Annotated in this window: 20 protein-coding genes; 9 read left to right on the top strand and 11 right to left on the bottom strand. The window is 63.1% G+C overall.

Features of this window, described 5'->3' with window-relative positions:
- Positions 1-46 precede the first annotated feature (46 nt).
- Entirely contained in the window at positions 47-862 is an 816-nt protein-coding gene (locus GRX03_RS03790; RefSeq protein ID WP_159762829.1) for a lipoate--protein ligase family protein, read from the bottom strand.
- A gap of 89 nt (positions 863-951) precedes the next feature.
- Between GRX03_RS03790 and GRX03_RS03795 the strand changes: the two genes are divergently transcribed.
- From GRX03_RS03795 to GRX03_RS03805, 3 genes are all read left to right on the top strand, one after another.
- Entirely contained in the window at positions 952-1,350 is a 399-nt protein-coding gene (locus GRX03_RS03795) for an acyl-CoA thioesterase (protein WP_159762830.1), read from the top strand.
- Between the two features lie 64 nt (positions 1,351-1,414).
- Positions 1,415-1,597 carry a hypothetical protein gene (locus GRX03_RS03800; RefSeq protein WP_159762831.1) on the top strand — a complete coding sequence of 61 codons (183 nt, stop codon included), beginning with the start codon at positions 1,415-1,417 and terminating at the stop codon, positions 1,595-1,597.
- A gap of 65 nt (positions 1,598-1,662) precedes the next feature.
- Positions 1,663-2,634 carry an LLM class flavin-dependent oxidoreductase gene (locus tag GRX03_RS03805; protein ID WP_159762832.1) on the top strand — a complete coding sequence of 324 codons (972 nt, stop codon included), beginning with the start codon at positions 1,663-1,665 and terminating at the stop codon, positions 2,632-2,634.
- Positions 2,635-2,761: 127 nt separating this feature from the next.
- Here GRX03_RS03805 and GRX03_RS03810 read toward each other — a convergent pair whose 3' ends face one another.
- Positions 2,762-3,166, bottom strand: coding sequence for a hypothetical protein (locus GRX03_RS03810; protein ID WP_159762833.1), 405 nt, complete (start codon positions 3,164-3,166; stop codon positions 2,762-2,764).
- Between the two features lie 77 nt (positions 3,167-3,243).
- Complete coding sequence (locus GRX03_RS03815) at positions 3,244-3,600, bottom strand: RNA polymerase Rpb4 family protein (RefSeq protein ID WP_159762834.1); 357 nt, start codon at positions 3,598-3,600, stop codon at positions 3,244-3,246.
- 185 nt (positions 3,601-3,785) lie between these two features.
- Between GRX03_RS03815 and GRX03_RS03820 the strand changes: the two genes are divergently transcribed.
- The gene (locus tag GRX03_RS03820) at positions 3,786-4,256 is read left to right on the top strand and encodes a cupin domain-containing protein (RefSeq protein WP_159762835.1); all 471 of its coding nucleotides are present in this window, start codon (positions 3,786-3,788) and stop codon (positions 4,254-4,256) included.
- 1 nt (position 4,257) lies between these two features.
- Here the strand turns inward: GRX03_RS03820 and GRX03_RS03825 are convergent, their stop codons facing one another.
- On the bottom strand, positions 4,258-4,740 hold the full coding sequence (locus GRX03_RS03825) for an acyl-CoA thioesterase (RefSeq protein ID WP_159762836.1): 483 nt from the start codon (positions 4,738-4,740) through the stop codon (positions 4,258-4,260).
- A 31-nt stretch (positions 4,741-4,771) separates the two neighbouring features.
- Positions 4,772-5,161, bottom strand: coding sequence for a DUF7522 family protein (locus GRX03_RS03830; protein WP_159762837.1), 390 nt, complete (start codon positions 5,159-5,161; stop codon positions 4,772-4,774).
- An 85-nt stretch (positions 5,162-5,246) separates the two neighbouring features.
- Here GRX03_RS03830 and GRX03_RS03835 point away from each other — a divergent pair, with 85 nt between their 5' ends.
- Together GRX03_RS03835 and GRX03_RS03840 are read left to right on the top strand one after the other, a co-directional pair.
- Positions 5,247-6,032 (top strand): alpha/beta fold hydrolase, encoded by a 786-nt coding sequence (locus GRX03_RS03835; protein WP_368277946.1) that lies wholly within the window; start codon positions 5,247-5,249, stop codon positions 6,030-6,032.
- A gap of 64 nt (positions 6,033-6,096) precedes the next feature.
- Complete coding sequence (locus tag GRX03_RS03840; RefSeq protein ID WP_159762838.1) at positions 6,097-6,810, top strand: type 1 glutamine amidotransferase; 714 nt, start codon at positions 6,097-6,099, stop codon at positions 6,808-6,810.
- Between the two features lie 9 nt (positions 6,811-6,819).
- On the opposite strand, the gene GRX03_RS03845 is transcribed toward GRX03_RS03840, so the two are convergent.
- From GRX03_RS03845 to GRX03_RS03855, 3 genes are all read right to left on the bottom strand, one after another.
- Positions 6,820-7,830 carry a TIGR04024 family LLM class F420-dependent oxidoreductase gene (locus GRX03_RS03845; RefSeq protein WP_159762839.1) on the bottom strand — a complete coding sequence of 337 codons (1,011 nt, stop codon included), beginning with the start codon at positions 7,828-7,830 and terminating at the stop codon, positions 6,820-6,822.
- Between the two features lie 75 nt (positions 7,831-7,905).
- Positions 7,906-10,125 carry an IGHMBP2 family helicase gene (locus GRX03_RS03850; RefSeq protein ID WP_159762840.1) on the bottom strand — a complete coding sequence of 740 codons (2,220 nt, stop codon included), beginning with the start codon at positions 10,123-10,125 and terminating at the stop codon, positions 7,906-7,908.
- 52 nt (positions 10,126-10,177) lie between these two features.
- Positions 10,178-10,975: an RIO1 family regulatory kinase/ATPase domain-containing protein gene (locus tag GRX03_RS03855; RefSeq protein ID WP_159762841.1), complete on the bottom strand. Its 798-nt coding sequence runs from the start codon at positions 10,973-10,975 to the stop codon at positions 10,178-10,180.
- A 370-nt stretch (positions 10,976-11,345) separates the two neighbouring features.
- Between GRX03_RS03855 and GRX03_RS03860 the strand changes: the two genes are divergently transcribed.
- The 3 genes from GRX03_RS03860 (at position 11,346) to GRX03_RS03870 (ending at position 13,842) form a co-directional block, all read left to right on the top strand.
- Positions 11,346-11,918 (top strand): response regulator, encoded by a 573-nt coding sequence (locus tag GRX03_RS03860; protein WP_159762842.1) that lies wholly within the window; start codon positions 11,346-11,348, stop codon positions 11,916-11,918.
- An 85-nt stretch (positions 11,919-12,003) separates the two neighbouring features.
- Positions 12,004-12,990, top strand: a complete 987-nt coding sequence (locus tag GRX03_RS03865; protein WP_159762843.1) for a hypothetical protein — start codon at positions 12,004-12,006, stop codon at positions 12,988-12,990.
- A 15-nt stretch (positions 12,991-13,005) separates the two neighbouring features.
- Positions 13,006-13,842 carry a hypothetical protein gene (locus tag GRX03_RS03870; protein WP_159762844.1) on the top strand — a complete coding sequence of 279 codons (837 nt, stop codon included), beginning with the start codon at positions 13,006-13,008 and terminating at the stop codon, positions 13,840-13,842.
- 1 nt (position 13,843) lies between these two features.
- Here GRX03_RS03870 and GRX03_RS03875 read toward each other — a convergent pair whose 3' ends face one another.
- From GRX03_RS03875 to GRX03_RS03885, 3 genes are all read right to left on the bottom strand, one after another.
- The gene (locus GRX03_RS03875) at positions 13,844-14,446 is read right to left on the bottom strand and encodes a DUF7344 domain-containing protein (protein WP_159762845.1); all 603 of its coding nucleotides are present in this window, start codon (positions 14,444-14,446) and stop codon (positions 13,844-13,846) included.
- A 600-nt stretch (positions 14,447-15,046) separates the two neighbouring features.
- A complete protein-coding gene (locus GRX03_RS03880) occupies positions 15,047-15,589 on the bottom strand; it encodes a hypothetical protein (RefSeq protein ID WP_159762846.1) in 543 nt (180 codons plus the stop codon).
- Between the two features lie 71 nt (positions 15,590-15,660).
- Complete coding sequence (locus GRX03_RS03885; RefSeq protein WP_159762847.1) at positions 15,661-16,347, bottom strand: hypothetical protein; 687 nt, start codon at positions 16,345-16,347, stop codon at positions 15,661-15,663.
- Positions 16,348-16,789: the final 442 nt, after the last annotated feature.

Here is a 16,789-nt window from a genome sequence, read left to right on the forward strand (position 1 = left end):
CCACAGCAGACGTGGCTCGCGGCCATAGTGGCTTCGGCTTCGGCCGCTACTCCGCCAGCGGATCCGTCCGCTCCCGGTTCCACGCCTCCGAACCGTACTTCTCGTCCGCGATCTCCCGTGCTCGGTCCAGTTCTTCGTCGGTCCACGTCCCCTCCGTGGCGTCTGCCCACTCCTGAAGCGCGGCTTCGAGACGCGTCACCGCCGCTTCCCGCTCGATGCCCGACTGCTCGCGGATCGACGTGACTCGCTGCTCGAACTGGTCGGTCGTGATCTCCTCGGTCGCGAAGACACCGAGATGGCGCTCGGTCGCCCGGTCGTACGACAGCGACCCGTGCTGGATCACGGCGTCGCGCTGGCGGTACTGCGCGTTCCCGCTGATCTTCCGCCCGTCGACGAGGATGTCGTGGGCCGGATGGATCGCCCGCAGGTAACAGGCGGGCTGGTAGATCGCCTCCTGTTCCTCCTCGGCGAACGCGGCGTCGACGCCCATCCGCTCGAAGGCGTCGAGGATCGGATCGCAGAGCAGTTCGTACGACTCCATCAGATCTCCGGGCAGTTCCTCGGCCGGCGCGATGATCGAGTACGAGATGTCTGCGTCGACGTCGTGATAGATCCCGCCGCCGCCGGTCTGCCGTCGCGTGACGGTGATCCCCTCGCGGTCGCAGTACGCCCAGTCGATGCTGTCCGGGGACTGTCGGTAGCCGGCGCTGAGCGTGCTCGGCTCCCACCGGTAGATCCGCAGCGTCCGGGGGCCGCCCGCCGCCGCGGTCTCGGCGGCGACCTCGTCGAGCGCCATCTGCATCGGGCCGGGGTTGCGTTCCTCGCGGACGAGCCGCCACTCCCGGTCGGCCAGGTCGGTCATACCCGTCGTACGGTCGGCTCCGTCAAATGCGTGACCCCCCGGCCGCCGGGAATCGACAGATCGAATTACCCGCTCGACGGTTATCCGGTATGACCGAGTTCAACTACGAAGTCGAGGTCGACGTTCGGTTCCGAGATCTGGATTCGATGGGTCACGTGAACAACGCCGTCTACGCGACGTACTTCGAACACGCCCGGACGCTGTACATGGACGACGTGTTCGGCGACCGGCCGGAGGAGATCAACGTCGCCCTTGTCAACCTCAATATCGATTTCAAACGCCAGGTCAGGTTCGGCGAGAGCGTGACCGTCGGCGTCGGCGTCACGGAACTCGGCGATTCGAGCGTCACGATGGAGTACGAGGTCCGGACGGGCGACGAACTCGCGGCGACGGGGAGTACGATTCTCGTCGCCATCGACGACGAGGGCAACTCCCGCTCGATGCCGGAGTCGGTCCGCGAGGGCATCCGAGAGTACGAGGGCCTGTAGCCGACGCTTTCTGGCCGCGCAACGCGGCACGCGAACTATCCGTCTCTCGCCCGTAGGCCCTACAGTGACGAACTCGACGACCCGGTCAGCAACGAGAGCCCTGGCCGGGGCCGCCGTCTCGGCGGTGACGTACCGCCTCCTCGGAGCCGCCGGCGTCTCGAAACCGCTCGCGGGCGCAGTCAGCGGCGGAGCCGGTATCCTCGTCGTCTCCGTGTGCTGTGGTCCGCGAGACAATCCCGGACCGTGACTTGCGGCCGCGTACCGCCGACCCGGGCGGCCGGATTTTTATCCTTCGGCCGTGTCGGCTGGCGTATGCCGACCGGAATCCTGTTTCCGAACGACGAGCCGGATCTCGCATCGTTCGCCGAGCGCGTCGAATCACTTGGCTATCGGTCGCTGTGGACGGGGGAACTCTGGACGCGGGACGCCTTCGTCGCTCTGACCCGGGCTGCCGAGGTGACGAGTGACATCGACCTCGGGACGGCAATCGCGAACGTCTACGGCCGCACGCCCGCGACGCTCGCGCAGGCGGCGGCCACACTGGATCGCGTCTCCGACGGTCGCGCCCGTCTCGGCCTCGGCACCTCGACCCGCAAGGCCGTCGAGGATCTTCACGGGATGGAGTTCGACAACCCGGCCAGACGGCTCCACGAGACCGCCGAACTGGCGGGGGAGTTTCTCAACGGCTCGGGTCGGGTCTCCTACGACGGCGACGTCTTCGAGGTCGCTGACTTCCCGGCGCTCGGCGCGGACGTGCCGGTGTACACGGCGGCGCTGGGCCCGGCGACGCGGCGGGCGACCGGCCGCGTTGCCGACGGCTGGCTCCCGCACAATATCCCGTTCAGCCGACTCTCAGTGGCCTTCGAGACGGTCGCGGAGACGGCCCGCCAGCGGGACCGGGATCCCGACGAGATCACCGTCGCGCCGTACATCCCCGCCGCGGTCAGCGACGACCCCGAGCGCGCCCGGGAAGCGATCCGCGGGCACGTCGCCTACTACGTCGGCAGCGGCGAGGGCTACCGGCGGGCGGTCGCCCGGCAGTTCCCCGACGCGGCCGAGGCGGTCGCGGACGCGTGGGCGGCGGGCGAGCGCGAGCGGGCCCGCGCGGAGGTGACCGACGAGATGGTCGCGGACCTCGGCGTCGCGGGCACTCCCTCGGAGGCGAACGAGCAGTTCGACCGCCTCGCGTCGATGGACGTGATCGACGACCCGCTCGTCGTCATCCCGAACGGGACGGCACAGGAGATCAAAACACAGACCATCGAAGCACTGAGCCCGTCCTAACCGCCTTCGTTGCGAGAGACGCCGTCTCGGTTCGACCTCGGACAGATTCGACCGAGCCGTCTCGCCAGGCGGTAGGATCCTGCCACTGCTGGTCTAGCTTCGACGGTACCGAAAAAACGACAGGAGGTTATCGATGACTGTACATCCCGGCTTCGGGCTCGGAGTCGGTGTAGGTGTGTGCCCCGCCACCGAGGATGAGCAGGCCAGCGAGCAGGCTCACGTACAGGCCGAGGCTCGGAGCGAGAGTGCCCGAACCGATCACGCCGACCGTCTCGGCGAGCGTATAGCCCGCGAGTCCGGTCGCGACCAGCCCGAGTACCACCGCGATCAGTTGCGCCGACGCCGTCCAGTCCGCGACGTACAGCAGTCCGACGGCGACGATTCCGACCAGCAGTGCGATGATCTCTCGCCCGCCGAGTCCGACGCCGCCGACCAGTCCGGAGCCCGTCCAGGGCAGTACGGACCCGACGACTGCGAGTACTCCGCCGAGGAGAACGAGTTTCTCACCGATCGAAAGCTCAGCAACGCCCATGGGCGAGATTCAGAATCGGCACACAAAACGCTTACTACACGGCCGCCACGACCAGAGACGGCACACGCTCGTCGGGTTCAGGCGTACTTCTTGACGACGTCGAGGATGTCGTCGAGTTCGTCACCGGACAGGGAGTACCGCTCCTGTGCGTACAGCGCGCGGAGTTCGTCGCGGTCGAGCGGCTTCGAGTCGACAATCTTGTGTGCGGTCTTCTCGTCGACCTTCTCGAGTTCGAGCAGGTCGTCGACGAACTGCCGAGCCTCCTCCGGGTCGAGCACCGCGAACCGGTTGACGTGGTCGATGGCCCGCGAGAGTTCGTAGCGCATCTCGCGGTCCTCGTCCTCCGCTCGTTCCATCTCGATCCCTTCGAGAAGCTCTTTGGTCTCCGCGATGGTGAGATACTCCTCGTCGACTTTCTCCTTGAAGATGCTCATCTGTAGCTAATTGTGCGGTGTAGACAACCGAGGGCAAAATACCTTCGGAAACGACACCGCGGCTCCGAGAGCGAGCGGCGACGCCGCGGCTCGATTCCCGACTGACTCGTCTCACACGAATCACGTCGTCGGGGCTGTCCACCGTCGGCGGAATTACTTTGTGATTCTCACTCGATCAGTAGCGCATGCAGGTCGACGAATCAGAGCTCGACTGGACGGAGTACGACGAAGACGAGACCACCTTCCGTCGCAAGGAGTTAGGCGACGCTGCCGGGACCGACCAACTGGGCTGTAGCCTCTACGAACTGCCCCCCGGAGAGAAATCGTGGCCGTATCACTACCACACGGCCAACGAGGAAGCCATCTACGTCCTCGCGGGAGCGGGGCAGGTTCGCACGCCCGACGGCACGCGGTCGGTGAGCGAGGGCGTGTTCGTCTCCTTTCCGGCCGACGAGTCGGGCGGCCATCGCGTCATCAACGACACCGACGAACCGCTCCGATATCTGGCCGTCTCGACGATGAACGAACCGGACGTGACGCTGTATCCCGACAAGGAGATGTTCGGCGTCTACGTCGGATCGCCGCCCGGCGGTCGCGACGAACGGACGTTCGAGGGGTATTTCCCGACGGACGCCGAGACCGAGTACTGGGACTGACTCACTCCAACCGCTCGACGAGCGCTTCGAGTTCCTCCTTGCGTCTGCTCTTGGCCCGCTCTCTGAGCGCCTGTTCGTTTTCGGTCTCACAGACCAACTCGGGCACCTCCGTCGGTGTCCCGTCCTCGTCGATTGCGACGAAGGTGAGAAACGACGAGGTCGTCTCCCGGGTCTCGTTCTCCTGCGGGTTCTCGGCCCGAACGTCGACTTTGACGTTGATGCTCGTCCGGCCGGTGTCGTAGACGTACGCCTCGATGACGGCGATCTCGCCGAGGTCGATCGGCCCCTTGAAATCGACGTGATCCATCGAGGCGGTCACGACCGACTGGTTGCTGAACCGCAGCGAGGCGATGGCACCGCAGATGTCCATCCAGTGCAACACCGCCCCGCCGAGGGCCCGTCCCAGGGCGTTCGTGTCGTTCGGCAGCAACATCTCCGTCATCTCCGTGTACGACGACGTGAGCGTCGCAGTGTCTTCGCTCATGTACGCCAGCACAACGCCGCAGCGACACATGTCAGTTGTGGCTCCCGTCCTCTCGACGGTGGAGCCGCCGCTGGCACTGCTCGACGAACTCGGTGAGGTTCTGCGCCACGTCCGACCCCATCGAAATCACGAACCCCTCGGAGTCCGCGAGCCAGAAGTGGATCAACACGCCCTCGCTGTGCACCTCGACGGTCGCTTTCGTCTCGCCCAGTCTCTCGTACTCGTCGGTCGGCATCACCGGATCGTGTTCGCGAACGTTTTCGATGTAGGTCGCGAGCCACCGCCGGAGTTCGGGCGTGTCGACGTCCTCTCTGACGTACAGCGCCGTCCACTCGTCGTCGGTGTAGCTGAACGCCGTCCGGAGGGAATCTCCACCGCGGGCACGCAGGAATCGGAGCACGTTCTCGTACCGCTCGTTCATCGTGTCTGCTTTGGTGTGCCCACAGTTGTAACTCTGTGGTCAGGTGTGCCAACATACATTTGGCCACGCTCCCCAACGCCCTCCTGTGTACACGACCACAGAGGACGGCGTCGACCTCTACTCCGAGACAGCGGGCGAGGGCGAGACGGTCGCCTTCGTGGGCGACTGTGGCTTCGGCGCCTGGCAGTGGGCCTGGCAGTACGACGCCCTCGCCGGTCCGTACGAGACGCTGGCGTGGGATCTGCGCGGGACGGGTCGCTCTGACAGTCCCGCCGGACCGTACGACGTCGACCGACTCGCCGCCGACTTCGAGGCTGTTCTTGCCGACAACTCGGCCCGGCGCGTCCACGTCGTCGGTGCGGGGCTGGGCGGGATGATCGCTCTGCGGTACGCCCGGGAGTACGGCCGTGCGGCGTCGCTCGCGCTTTTCGGCACCGCGCCGCGGGGCGCGGCCGTCGACCTCGACGCACTCCGGGCGCTGTACCCGGATCCGGACGACCGCGAGCGGTCCGGGGCGGTCCGCGACTCGCTGTCGGGTGCGTTCTCCCCCGCGTTCCGGGAGTCAGACGCGTTCGAGCAGGTCGTCGACTGGCGCCGCGAGGAGGACGCCCTCGGCGACGGACTGGCCGCACAGATCGCCGCAGTCGAGGGGTTCGAGACCGGCCCGCTGTACGAACTGACGGTCCCGACGCTCGTGTTCCACGGGCTTGCCGATCCGGTCGTCGACTCGGCTGTCGGCCGCGAACTCGCGGCGGATCTCCCCCGCGGGGAGTTCGTTCCCGTCGAGGGCCGCCGCCTCGCTCACGTCGAGCACGCTCGCGCGGTGACCGACCGCCTCGACGGGTTCGTCGACGACCACCGCTCCGGGTAAACGAGCGCGGCAGAACTCGCCAGCGGTGCGGTACTTATCAGTCCGCACCGACTACGGTCACACGATGAACCGACTGCGCATCGCGTTGCTGAACGCGGCCCACGACGGCGACCACACCCGCCGGAACTTCCGGCGGGAGATCGACGCCGACCTCGTGGAGTACAACGTCACCGAGGGGGACTTCCCCGAGGGGTTCGGGTTCGACGCCTGCGTGGTGACTGGCTCGCGAGCCTCGGTCTACTGGGACGAGCCGTGGATCGGCGACCTCGAACGGTGGGTCGGCGAGGCGATCGAGACGGGAATGCCCGCTCTCGGGGTCTGTTTCGGCCACCAACTTCTGGCTGACGTTCTCGGCGGCAGCGTCGCCGACATGGGCGAGTACGAGATCGGCTACCGCGAGATCGAACACAGCGGCGACTCCCTGCTCTTCGAGGGGATCGACGAGCGGTTTACCGCCTTCACGACTCACTCCGATTACGTCGAACGGCTGCCGCCGGGCGCGGAGTTGCTGGCGGAAAACGACTACGGCGTGCACGCCTTCCGAGACGGCCAAGTCTTCGCCGTCCAGTTCCACCCCGAGTACGACATGCGGACTGCCCGGAAGATCACGGAGGGCAAAGAGCAACTCTCCGAGCAACGCCGCGAGCGCATCCTCGACGGGATCACCGAGGAGAACTACGCCGCCGCCTGCCGAACGAAGGCGCTGTTCGAGAACTTCACACAGTTCGTCCGCCGGCACCGCGAGACCGCCGACGCGGCGGGTGCCGCCGGCGACTGACAGCGGCAGTTACTCGGTGCGGTCCGGTGCGAGCGCTTCCATCGTCTGTTTGATCTCGTCGACGTCCGCGCTGCGGGGGTAAGAGGTGTAGACGGCGTCGACGCCGTCGATGGATTCGTACTCCGCGAGCTGTTCGCGCGCCTCCTCGGGCGTCCCCGCGACGCTCATATGCGGCAGGAGGTTCTCCTCGACGAGTTGCTGTGCGTGCTCCCGGTCGCCGTCCTGCCAGGCGTCGTGAATCGTGTGCGCGAGCTCTTCGTAGCCCTGTCGGGCGAGGCTGTCCCGGTAGTAGGTTCCCATCCCACCGATGTAGAAGGCGACGTGCTGGGTGACCATGTCGCGGGCGTGCTCGCTGTCCTCCAGGGCACAGCAGGTCACCGAGACGGTCGTCCGGAACTCCTCGGGGTCGCGGTCGCCGAGTTCGAGACCGCGTTCGAGGTCCTCCATCCGGTCGGCCAGGCCGTCGTGGGTGAACGTCGTCGCGTGCCAGCCGTCGGCGAAGCGACCGCACATCTCGACGGCCTTCGGCCCCAGTCCCGCGGCGTCGACTTTCGGCAGCGTCTCGGGCAGGTCACAGCGGAGCCGGAACCCGTCGAGATCGAAGTACTCGCCGTCGTAGGAGACCTCCTCGCCCGACAGCACCTGCTTGATGATCTCGACGGTCTCGCGGGTCCGCCGGAGCGGGTTCCCGAAGTCGACGCCGTGCCAGTTCTCGATCACGATGGGGCCGCTGGGGCCGACGCCCAGGCGGAACCGACCGTCGCTGGCCTCCTGCAGTGTCACGGCGGTCTGACCCAGCAGCGAGGGCGACCGGGAGTAGGCGTTGAGGATGCTCGTCCCGAGACCGATCTCGTCGGTCCGGTGGGCGGCCGTCGCGAGCAGCGTCACGGCGTCGCGGCCCCACGTCTCGGGTGCCCAGGCCGTATCGTAGCCGAGCTCCTCGGCGAACTCGATCTGCTCGACCATCGCGTCTAAGGACGGCTGTGCGCCGACGGAGAGAAACACATCTCGCTCTGTCATACCACCTCCTTACGAGGCCCGATATATAGTAGTAGTCACACTGTCCCGGGGCAATCTCCCCGTCCGCTCCCGGCACTACTGCGTCGGGACGACTCGTCCCCGGTCGCGGACGTATTCGGGGAAGTCCTCGTAGACCGGCGCCGCGGTGACCGTCTCGGAGTCACCGACGACGATTGCCTTGCGCCGCGCCCGGGTCAGCGCGACGTTGAACCGCCGCGGTTCGTCGAGGAACCCGACCGACCCGCGGTCGTTCGAGCGCACCAGTGACACGAGGACGACCTCCTTTTCGCGGCCCTGAAAGCCGTCTACGGTGTCGACTTCGAGATCCGCGGTTGCCGACAGCCGCGCGTCGAGTTCGTCCTCGATCAGGTCGGTCTGGTCGTCGTACGGCGAGATGACCGCGATCTCCGCCGGGTCGATTCCGGTCTCGACGTACGCGGCGACGAGGTCGGCGACCAGGCTCGCCTCGCCCGGGTTCTCCCGGGATGTCGAGTCGGCCCGCTGGCGTTCGGGGGCGTCTCCCTGGGTGTCGACGTAGACCAGCGGCGCCGCGGGATCGACGATCGGTTCGTACTCGGGGGACACCTCGGTGTCGAGATCGGGGAGCGTGTGTTCGGCCACCGATTCGTCTGCCCGAATCTGTCCGTCGTAGAACCGCTCGCTGGAGAAGCCCATGATCCGCTCGTGCATCCGGTACTGCGTCCGCAGCACCGACCGGCAGTCGTACTGGTCGGCCAGCCGCTCGAACAGCGTCTCCGACAACCCCTCTCTCGCGGCTCGCTCGCTCTGGACCGTCGGCGGGAGCTGTCTGTGATCTCCCGCCATGATGACCCGCCGCGACCGAACGATGGGGATGAGACAGGACGGCTCGGTCGCCTGCGTCGCCTCGTCGATAACGAGCGTGTCGAATCGCCGGTCGGCGAGCACGTCGGAGCCGGCCGTCGAGTTGGTCGCACAGACCACCTCGGCCGCGTCGAGGATCTCTTCGATCGCCTGATTCTCGAGTTCGTCGGCCCGCTCGAACAACTCGTCGGCCTCGGCCTGCAGATCGAGCCACGACGCCATCTCCTCGATCCTCTCCGGCGGGACGCCCCGCGAACCGCGGCCCTGGTCGGCCAGTTCTCTGATTCGCTCGTCGGAGAGGCCGCGCCGCCACCGGCCCGAAGGCGCCGTGAGATACTCCTGCTGGTCGAGCAACTCGAACGCCTCCTCGCGACAGTCCCGCGAGCGCTGGTAGGTCTCGGAGTCTTCGAGCAGGCTGTCGAGCGTCCGGTCCCGCAGCGCCGGCGTCACCCGTGCGGGGTTGCCCACGCGAACGACGTCGACGCCTTTCTCGTGCAGGCGCTCGACGAGGTTGTCGACGGCCGTGTTCGACGGTGCCGTCGCCAGCACCGAGTCGCCGCGCTCGACCGACTGCCGGATCGCCTCGATCGCCGTCGTCGTCTTGCCGGTTCCCGGCGGGCCGTGGATGAGATGGAGGTCGTCCGTTGCGAGCGCCCGCCTGACGGCCATCTGCTGGGACTGGTTCAGGCTGTCGTCGACCTCCCTGTCGACCGGCGCGAGATCGTCCGGCTCTTCGAGGCCGACGATCACGTCCCGCAGGTCGGCGAGTGCCCCCTCCGCGGTCGGGAGCGACTCGAGTGCGTCGAGCATCCGCTGGAAGGTGATGTCGTTGGCGTACAGGTCCATCCGGAGGCCGGTCCCCGAGAGAAACCCGGGGGGGCGCTGGTCGAACGCGACCGTGACCGAGTAGTTGGTAACCTGCGTGACCGTCCCCGTCGGGTTGTCGTCGCGAGTCGGGTCCTGCTTCGAGAGCATGACCAGATCGCCGACGCTGATCGACGTCTCCGGGAGGGGTTCGCCGGAGTGACTTCTGGTGAATTTCATCTCGTAACCGGCGAGACTCTCGCCTTCTTCCCGGCCGGAGAGTCGCGTAATCGCCCGGCCGGCCTCTTCGCGCTCGCGCGCCGACAGGGTCCGGATCTCGCGCTCGTGGCGTTCGATCTCGGCCTGTCGCTCGCGTTCGACCAGCCCGGAGTACTCCTCGACGTACTCCCGGACGGCGCGGGTTCGCTCGTCGAGCACCGCGAGTTCGACCTCGGAGCGACCGATCCGGCCGCCGTCCAGGTGGTCGATCACCCGTTCCGCGCCGTCCCCGACCTCGACGACCGCCTCCGACCCGTCGACCTCGATCTCACCGATCGCGTCGGGGTCGACGCCGCCTTCGTTGACGAACGCACCGACGATGTCGCCCGGTCCTTCCGAGCCGAGTCCGCGGATCACCAACTCGGTCATATGCGGGGCTATTCCGTTTACTCACTTCAGCACTACGGGTGCGCTCGGGGAGTCACTCTACCCGTTTGTGCAGTTCCCCCTTGATCGCGAGGGTGTCGAAACTGTGATCGGGGCGGATGTTGACGAAATCCAGGAATCCTTCCGCGGAGACGAGCACGTCGCTGTCGTAGTACTCCGCCGCCACGCTGACGGTCGGCCCGGCCCCGATGATCGGTTCCAGCGCGGCGAGCGCGCAGGCGATATCGTAGGCTCGGGCGTCCGCGATGCCGTCGGCGTCGACCTTCGTCGCGTCGATAAAATACAGCTCTCCGTCGGCGACGAGCACGTTTTCGGCACGGAGGTCGCCGTGGACGAGTTCCGCCTCGTGCATACGCGCAAGCGCACCGAACAGTTCCGGGGCGAACGATTCGACGGTTTCGGGGGCCAGTTCGTCAAGCGTCTGGAAGTCGGGCAGATATTCGAGCACCACGATCCCGTAGCCCTCGTGCTCGAACGCTTCCAGCGGCTCGGGGACGTTGACGCCCAGCTCGCGCATCTTTCGGGTCGATTCGAGTTCGTGTTCCGCCATCGCGGACGGCGTCCCGAACCGCTGGAAGAACCCCTCCGAACCGCTGGCGAACACCCCGACGTTTCGACCGGTGGTCAACAGCCCGTGAACGAGGGTATTTTGCCCGCTGATAATCTTGATGAAGAACTGCTCGTTGACGACCGCCGGGGTCGAAAGCCAGTTGTCGGCGTCGAGTAGACGAACACACTCGAAGGACTCGCCGTGGCGGTCGGCGGTTTCCTCGCCGACGGATTCGAGTTGCTCGTCGGGCACGTTCCCCCTGAGCAGGTCGCGGATTGCCATCTACTGGTGAATTCACTCTCACCGTGTATATAGCTGCGGGGCCACCCCGTCGCCGATCAGCAACTCCGGACGGATCCGGCCGGGCGGCTCACCGCTCCGCGAACCACCTCGATCTCGGCCCGCGTCGGCTCGCCTAATCCGGCGAAAATCAGATCTGATACCCGTCCAGCATACTTATTTCCCTTGGTGCCGTACGTACCGACGGAGCCAGTTGGCTCCGTAGTGTCACACGCTGGGGGTCCTACCCCCACTTTTCCCCTGTGCAGTCTGGTAGTGACATCTCAGTTCTTATTGTTCAAGCATACAGTACTATTGGAAATTTCGTACGAGTATAATAAGTAATAATAGATTAGCAACCTACTGCTTGATGATGACCGATTCTGGTATCCTGATCGTCGACGACGAACCAGAGGTGGTGGACACGTACAGGCAACATCTGGCCGACACCTACACTGTTCGCACCGCCCAGTCAGGCGAGGAAGCACTGGCGCTTCTGGATGACACAATTGATATTGTATTACTTGATCGGCGGATGCCGGGAATGAGCGGCGACGAGGTTCTCGAACGAGTTCGCGAACGATCGATCGACTGTCGGGTCGTGATGGTGACAGCCGTCGATCCGGATATCGATATTGTCACGATGGAGTTTGACGAGTACCTCGTTAAACCGGTGTCAGGAGACGACCTACGGGAAACAGTCGAACGGTTACGAAGACGAACCCAGTTGGACGCTCAAATCCAGCGGATCGTCGAACTTGGCTCGAAACTGGCGACGCTTGAGGCTAAACTGGAGTACGAACAACTCGAACAGAGCGAGCGGTACGACGAATTGCGCGAGGAATTCAACCGCCTCAGAGAGGACACGAAGCTCGACGATATCGACGATCCCTATCTCGAAGCGACCGTCGAAAACATCGAAGCTCTCCTGCCGGACCGGCTGTAGTGGGGGTCTGGGGCTCCCAGAGACGGATCAGGGAACCTAATACTAACTCGATCGGCGGTGACTCTTCGCGAAGGGCCGTCTGAGTATGAGGCGATCCGCACTCGTGATCTGCGTCTCTTTCAGCCTTTGTTTACTGCTGTTTCCGACGGCGGGCACCCCGGCGGCACAACGGGCGACGACGGATGACGTTCGTCTCTCTCAGACTGGAGTCCACGACGGGGTTTATACCAGCTACACCACTGATGGACAGCTTCGCGTCGACATTGGGTCGGAGGGACACGGCCTCAATGATGACGCGATTGTTACGTTCGACCGTCTCATAGAGTTAACATACACTGGATCGGGCTCCGCGACGGTCTGGTTGGAGACTCCCGTTTCTGATGGGTACTTCTATCGTAGCTCGGATCCCGAAGACCGGGTCGACAGTAGGGCTGCTGGCGTGACCCTCACGAGCGGTGAAAGCGTGCTACTCGGACTCCGTCTCGATACGACCGAAATCGACTCTGAACTTGAACAGATCGGTGGGTTCCAGGTCGTGATCAGCATCTCTGAGGCTCGGACAGATAACCCGGGGGAGGTTCCTGCTGATACAGGAGGCTCCGCTGACGACCCTGAGACCGGTTCGGGTGATACCAGCGGGACAGATTCCAACGAAACAGACTCCGACAATACCGAGTCCGACAAGAGAGATTCTGGCGAAACAGACTCCGGGGACTCGGGTTCCGGGAGCGCCAATAACGCAAATGAGACTCCGCCGGAACCTGTTGAGGACGATCGGAATGCGACTGTTGGGATAATAACACAAGTTCCATTTGCGGGCGTTTCAAACGCTATCGCTTTAGACCTCGGTGATAGCGCGGACGACCACAGCCCGGGCGACAACGGTTCCGAATCGGTCGTGACCGGAGCGGAAACTGGATCTGTAACCGCACCCGGGACAACTCCGGAGACCGTTCAGACCACGCTTGGCAGTATTAGGTGGGTTCTGCTTCTAGTCTCGGGACTGGTCTGCGGCGCGGTGGGAGCGGCACTGGTGCGACTTTTCTTCAATATGGAATTTAAAAAATACTGATAATATATGGCTAAAGTGAGTTCAGCCATCGACGACGGTGGATTTTGGCACGCGGTGGCAGCGGCGAGTCACCTGGCCGATATTGCGGCAATCATCTCGATCCCACTGTTTCTTGTCGGAATCTTCTTCCTTCCGCCCTCGATTCGGGAATCGTTCGTCTTCGAAACAGCTAACCCGACTGTTCAGGCAGCATATGGCTCACACTTCGTCCACCGACAGCAGTTCCACCTTCTTGGAAACCTCTCAGTGTATCTTCTCGTCGTACCGATTACTTATCTGCTCTGTCTCCTCGGCGGTCGTCGACAACTGTTCTGGATTACTTTCACGGTGTTACTCACGCTCTTCCCGATTGTCCTTTCGGTGATGCAACTTCTTTTTCCGCGTCATCGCAGTATCTTGGGATTTTCGGGGATCAACGCGGGATTTTTCGGGTTCCTCTGTGTCGCGTGGGTTTTATACGCCGGACAACGGTTCATTGGGTCCACCAGTATCCGGTATGCCCCAGCGATCCCACTCCTGTTGACCGGTGTCATCGCACTGATCACCCTTCCGGACAGGGCGTGGCGCTTGGAGATTGCTGCCGCGTCGATCATGCTCGGCTCACTGTATGTCTTACTTTGGATAACAAACACCGAGAACCTGTCAAACAACCGAATACGCGCGGGGCTTACCCGGTTCGGATTCGCTGAACTCGCCGGAGCCGGGTTCGGGCTGCTCGTCTCGTATCCGTTCGTCGGGTTCCGATCAGTTGTTACTGCCCGTTCGGGGGTGCTTGACGTGTATATTCACTTACTCGGCTACTCGCTGGCGTTCATTGTGGTCTTCGTGTACGTCACGGTTGTTGAGCAGTAACTCAGCCACTCGCGCCGGGGGGTTCGTCGTTCGCACCCAACCGCATCTCAGTTCTGCTGATATATAGATGCGCCAGCGACGTGGCCAGAAATGTCGTCGCGACGAACACTGCTATCTCGACCCCAGACAGTACGCTAACTACCGGGAGTTCGAGCGCGACAAATCCGACTACGGCGATGTTCACGAGTGCGAGTGCAGTGTAAAAAAGACTCCACGGGACCTCTCGTCCGCTGACGACTTCCATATACACCTCAACCTCTTCGGCTGCAGGCCCGATGGCCACCGTCCCTTCCCGGTCGTCGAAATCCACGACACCCATCTCATCCATCCGGGGCAGGTGGACCTGCTGGAGGGACGTATAAACTCGTTTACGTTGGTCGTAGGATATCTCTTCTCGTGGAATCTCGTTCTCCCACGCCGCGACCTGTTCGGCCAACTCTCCCAGTTCGATCCCGTCTTCGGCCTGTTGGAGGCGATGAAGCGTAAATCGACGCCGGTGATTGCTCAGTAGCTCGAAACACTCGTCGTGTGTCATCGTCTCGTCTTCGCCGGAGCGGGTGGCAGGATCTTGGGTGATACTCATCCTCCTGTACATGTCTGACATCGGTCGTCTGTAGCATAAATCAATCTAGTAATATCAAAATCATAAATGAAAATCACACGAATTAGTGTACGTGTAGTTATTATACAAACAAACAACCGCAACACGAAATATATTGTAATAAAAATATAAATATAATGCAACAGAGCGTTACCGAATTATATCTGTTAGCTGTTGCTAACATTCGTGTAAACTCACCCGAAAATCTCTTGCGTTCGTCAGGGGTACACAGGTGCCAACACGTCCGCGAGCTTCCCCCCGTTCGCGGTCGCGTTGATCGTCACTGTCTGACCGTGAGTACAGAACTGCCGGACCTACCGAGCGGGTTGACGACGGGTTCGACGTCGACGCGTGCGACAACGCCGAGTTCGACTGCGGCGGTATCGATCCCACCGTCAACCTGTGGCTGGCGCTGTCCCTCTCGAGGGGTTGGCTTCCCTACGTTGCTATTGAACTCTGCGAGACTGATCGCACGCGCATCGTCGCCGCTACCCAGTCACGATCCGAGCACCGATGCACCGCTTGCCGCCGCCGCCCCGAGGCCGATGATGTAACGTCGTCGTTTCGTAGGCTCGAGTCCCACGTGAGGCCGACCCGGTCAACTCAATCCCGATTCCCGCCAACACGCTCGGCGACGATCGTCAGTTCTTCCTCGAACTCGCCGGGATCAGAACCGTGCGTATCGATCTGCAGTCCGACCGCGATGCTGTCGCCGACCCCGAGTGCGGGTGGATCCTCGCGGAGAACGCCGCTGTCGGTAACAAGTGCGAGGTCGGCGAAGGCGTCGCCGTCGTAGGTGCTCGACAGCGTGACCGGTTGCGTGCCTTGATTGTGGACTTCCAGGAGGTCGTGGAACTCGTAGACGGAGTCGAGTCCGACGCCACCGGCCGCGGAGTTTTCGCCGTTGTCGTCGCCCGGAATCTCGAATTCGACTTGACGACCGTTGGTGGACGACCGTCCGGTGGCCTCTCCGTCGATGCCCTCTTTGACGAGTGGCTCCATCCGGAGAAACGCCCGGTCGTCGTCCGCGACGGAGATAGAGATCTTTCGCTCGGCGCTGACGCTGGTGAACGCGCCGGACCCGAGTATCGATACGGCACCGACTGTCGCTGCCCCAGCGCCGATGATGAGTTGTCGTCGGTTCATGGATGTCTCCGTATTTGTCGATCAGTCCCTCCGTGTGTAGGACAGGAGCTGATTGTGTCGATTACTGGGAGTCACTCTCCCTGTCCATCGTAACTACTGGGGACGACGGTCGCATCAGCGACGAGTTGGATCGTCTCGGACACGCTCACATCCGAGTCGGCAGTGTTGACGTATATGCCGAAATCGAAGGACTCGCCAGCTTCCAGCACGAACTCCTCTGTGGCGTCAGCAGTTCCCTGTTCCGCATCGGAGACATACGCACTGTACTCGTACGGAGGGTTGCTAAACACCCCAGTCAGGGAGATCTGATCGTCTTCGACACCGCCACTGATTCCGGAAGTGTTCACATAGTCGCCGTTCGGTCGGTTGGACGCCTGTGGGTCAATTCCGAAGCCATCGGAGGTCGTCGGATTCTCAATGGAGGAGGGGTCGACGTACACGACCACAGGCTGAGTTCCCTGGTTTCGAACCTTGAAAATGTCGTTGATTTGGGTTGTCGAGTTCCTGTTCACGCCGGTACCCTCGACGCCCGCATCACTGTCGAGATTGATTGTAACTGCACCGCTACCAGCATTGCTAGCGTACGCTTGATTCGTCGAATTTGACGGATCCAGTGCCAGGAATGCATCGTTGTCTGCCGCCGTGGAGACGGACACCGTGCGATCCGCTTGCACGCTGGTGAATGCGCCGCTTCCCAATGCAGCCGCCCCGCCGGCGGCGAGCGATCCTGCGCCGATCAAGAACTTGCGTCGTTCCATAGTTGTCGTCACCGTTGTTTGTTCGCCGCGTGCCAGCCCGCGTCACCAGCACCGGCGAACCCAACTCCACCTATACCCTCTACCCCAATTGTATCAATCCACCTGAACAAATCCGGAGCGATATCCGTACCTGCCTGAACGCGCACAGTCTCCCACTGAGACGTCACAGGCACCCATAGAGTATGTCCGAACGGTTCTGCCGTCAAGTTCAGGCCACCTATGAACATCCGCTCGGAAGGACGGCGATAGAGTAGTACAAGTATAAACTCTCCGTGAGCGTGTCAAGGGGGGACTGAATCCGGACAGGCACTCAGGTGGTCTCCAGTGGCTTGTCCCCACGACAGAAGTACTGCGGGACGTTCTTGAATATCTGACCTCCCCTGAACGACGATCTCCGAACTCAATCCCTCAATATATATAAGAAATTTTGAAATTCGCCTGA

The organism is Halovenus carboxidivorans, from assembly GCF_009831575.1.
GTDB classification, from domain to species: domain Archaea; phylum Halobacteriota; class Halobacteria; order Halobacteriales; family Haloarculaceae; genus Halovenus; species Halovenus carboxidivorans.

Excerpts from the sequence above, each read along its gene's own strand:
- GRX03_RS03825 (WP_159762836.1), bottom strand. The coding sequence starts at position 4,740 with ATGAGCGAAGACACTGCGACGCTCACGTCGTCGTACACGGAGATGACG.
- GRX03_RS03860 (WP_159762842.1), top strand. The coding sequence starts at position 11,346 with ATGACCGATTCTGGTATCCTGATCGTCGACGACGAACCAGAGGTGGTG.
- GRX03_RS03855 (WP_159762841.1), bottom strand. The coding sequence starts at position 10,975 with ATGGCAATCCGCGACCTGCTCAGGGGGAACGTGCCCGACGAGCAACTC.
- GRX03_RS03885 (WP_159762847.1), bottom strand. The coding sequence starts at position 16,347 with ATGGAACGACGCAAGTTCTTGATCGGCGCAGGATCGCTCGCCGCCGGC.
- GRX03_RS03850 (WP_159762840.1), bottom strand. The coding sequence starts at position 10,125 with ATGACCGAGTTGGTGATCCGCGGACTCGGCTCGGAAGGACCGGGCGAC.
- GRX03_RS03790 (WP_159762829.1), bottom strand. The coding sequence starts at position 862 with ATGACCGACCTGGCCGACCGGGAGTGGCGGCTCGTCCGCGAGGAACGC.
- GRX03_RS03805 (WP_159762832.1), top strand. The coding sequence starts at position 1,663 with ATGCCGACCGGAATCCTGTTTCCGAACGACGAGCCGGATCTCGCATCG.
- GRX03_RS03795 (WP_159762830.1), top strand. The coding sequence starts at position 952 with ATGACCGAGTTCAACTACGAAGTCGAGGTCGACGTTCGGTTCCGAGAT.
- GRX03_RS03830 (WP_159762837.1), bottom strand. The coding sequence starts at position 5,161 with ATGAACGAGCGGTACGAGAACGTGCTCCGATTCCTGCGTGCCCGCGGT.
- GRX03_RS03815 (WP_159762834.1), bottom strand. The coding sequence starts at position 3,600 with ATGAGCATCTTCAAGGAGAAAGTCGACGAGGAGTATCTCACCATCGCG.
- GRX03_RS03845 (WP_159762839.1), bottom strand. The coding sequence starts at position 7,830 with ATGACAGAGCGAGATGTGTTTCTCTCCGTCGGCGCACAGCCGTCCTTA.
- GRX03_RS03840 (WP_159762838.1), top strand. The coding sequence starts at position 6,097 with ATGAACCGACTGCGCATCGCGTTGCTGAACGCGGCCCACGACGGCGAC.
- GRX03_RS03875 (WP_159762845.1), bottom strand. The coding sequence starts at position 14,446 with ATGTCAGACATGTACAGGAGGATGAGTATCACCCAAGATCCTGCCACC.
- GRX03_RS03865 (WP_159762843.1), top strand. The coding sequence starts at position 12,004 with ATGAGGCGATCCGCACTCGTGATCTGCGTCTCTTTCAGCCTTTGTTTA.
- GRX03_RS03810 (WP_159762833.1), bottom strand. The coding sequence starts at position 3,166 with ATGGGCGTTGCTGAGCTTTCGATCGGTGAGAAACTCGTTCTCCTCGGC.
- GRX03_RS03880 (WP_159762846.1), bottom strand. The coding sequence starts at position 15,589 with ATGAACCGACGACAACTCATCATCGGCGCTGGGGCAGCGACAGTCGGT.
- GRX03_RS03820 (WP_159762835.1), top strand. The coding sequence starts at position 3,786 with ATGCAGGTCGACGAATCAGAGCTCGACTGGACGGAGTACGACGAAGAC.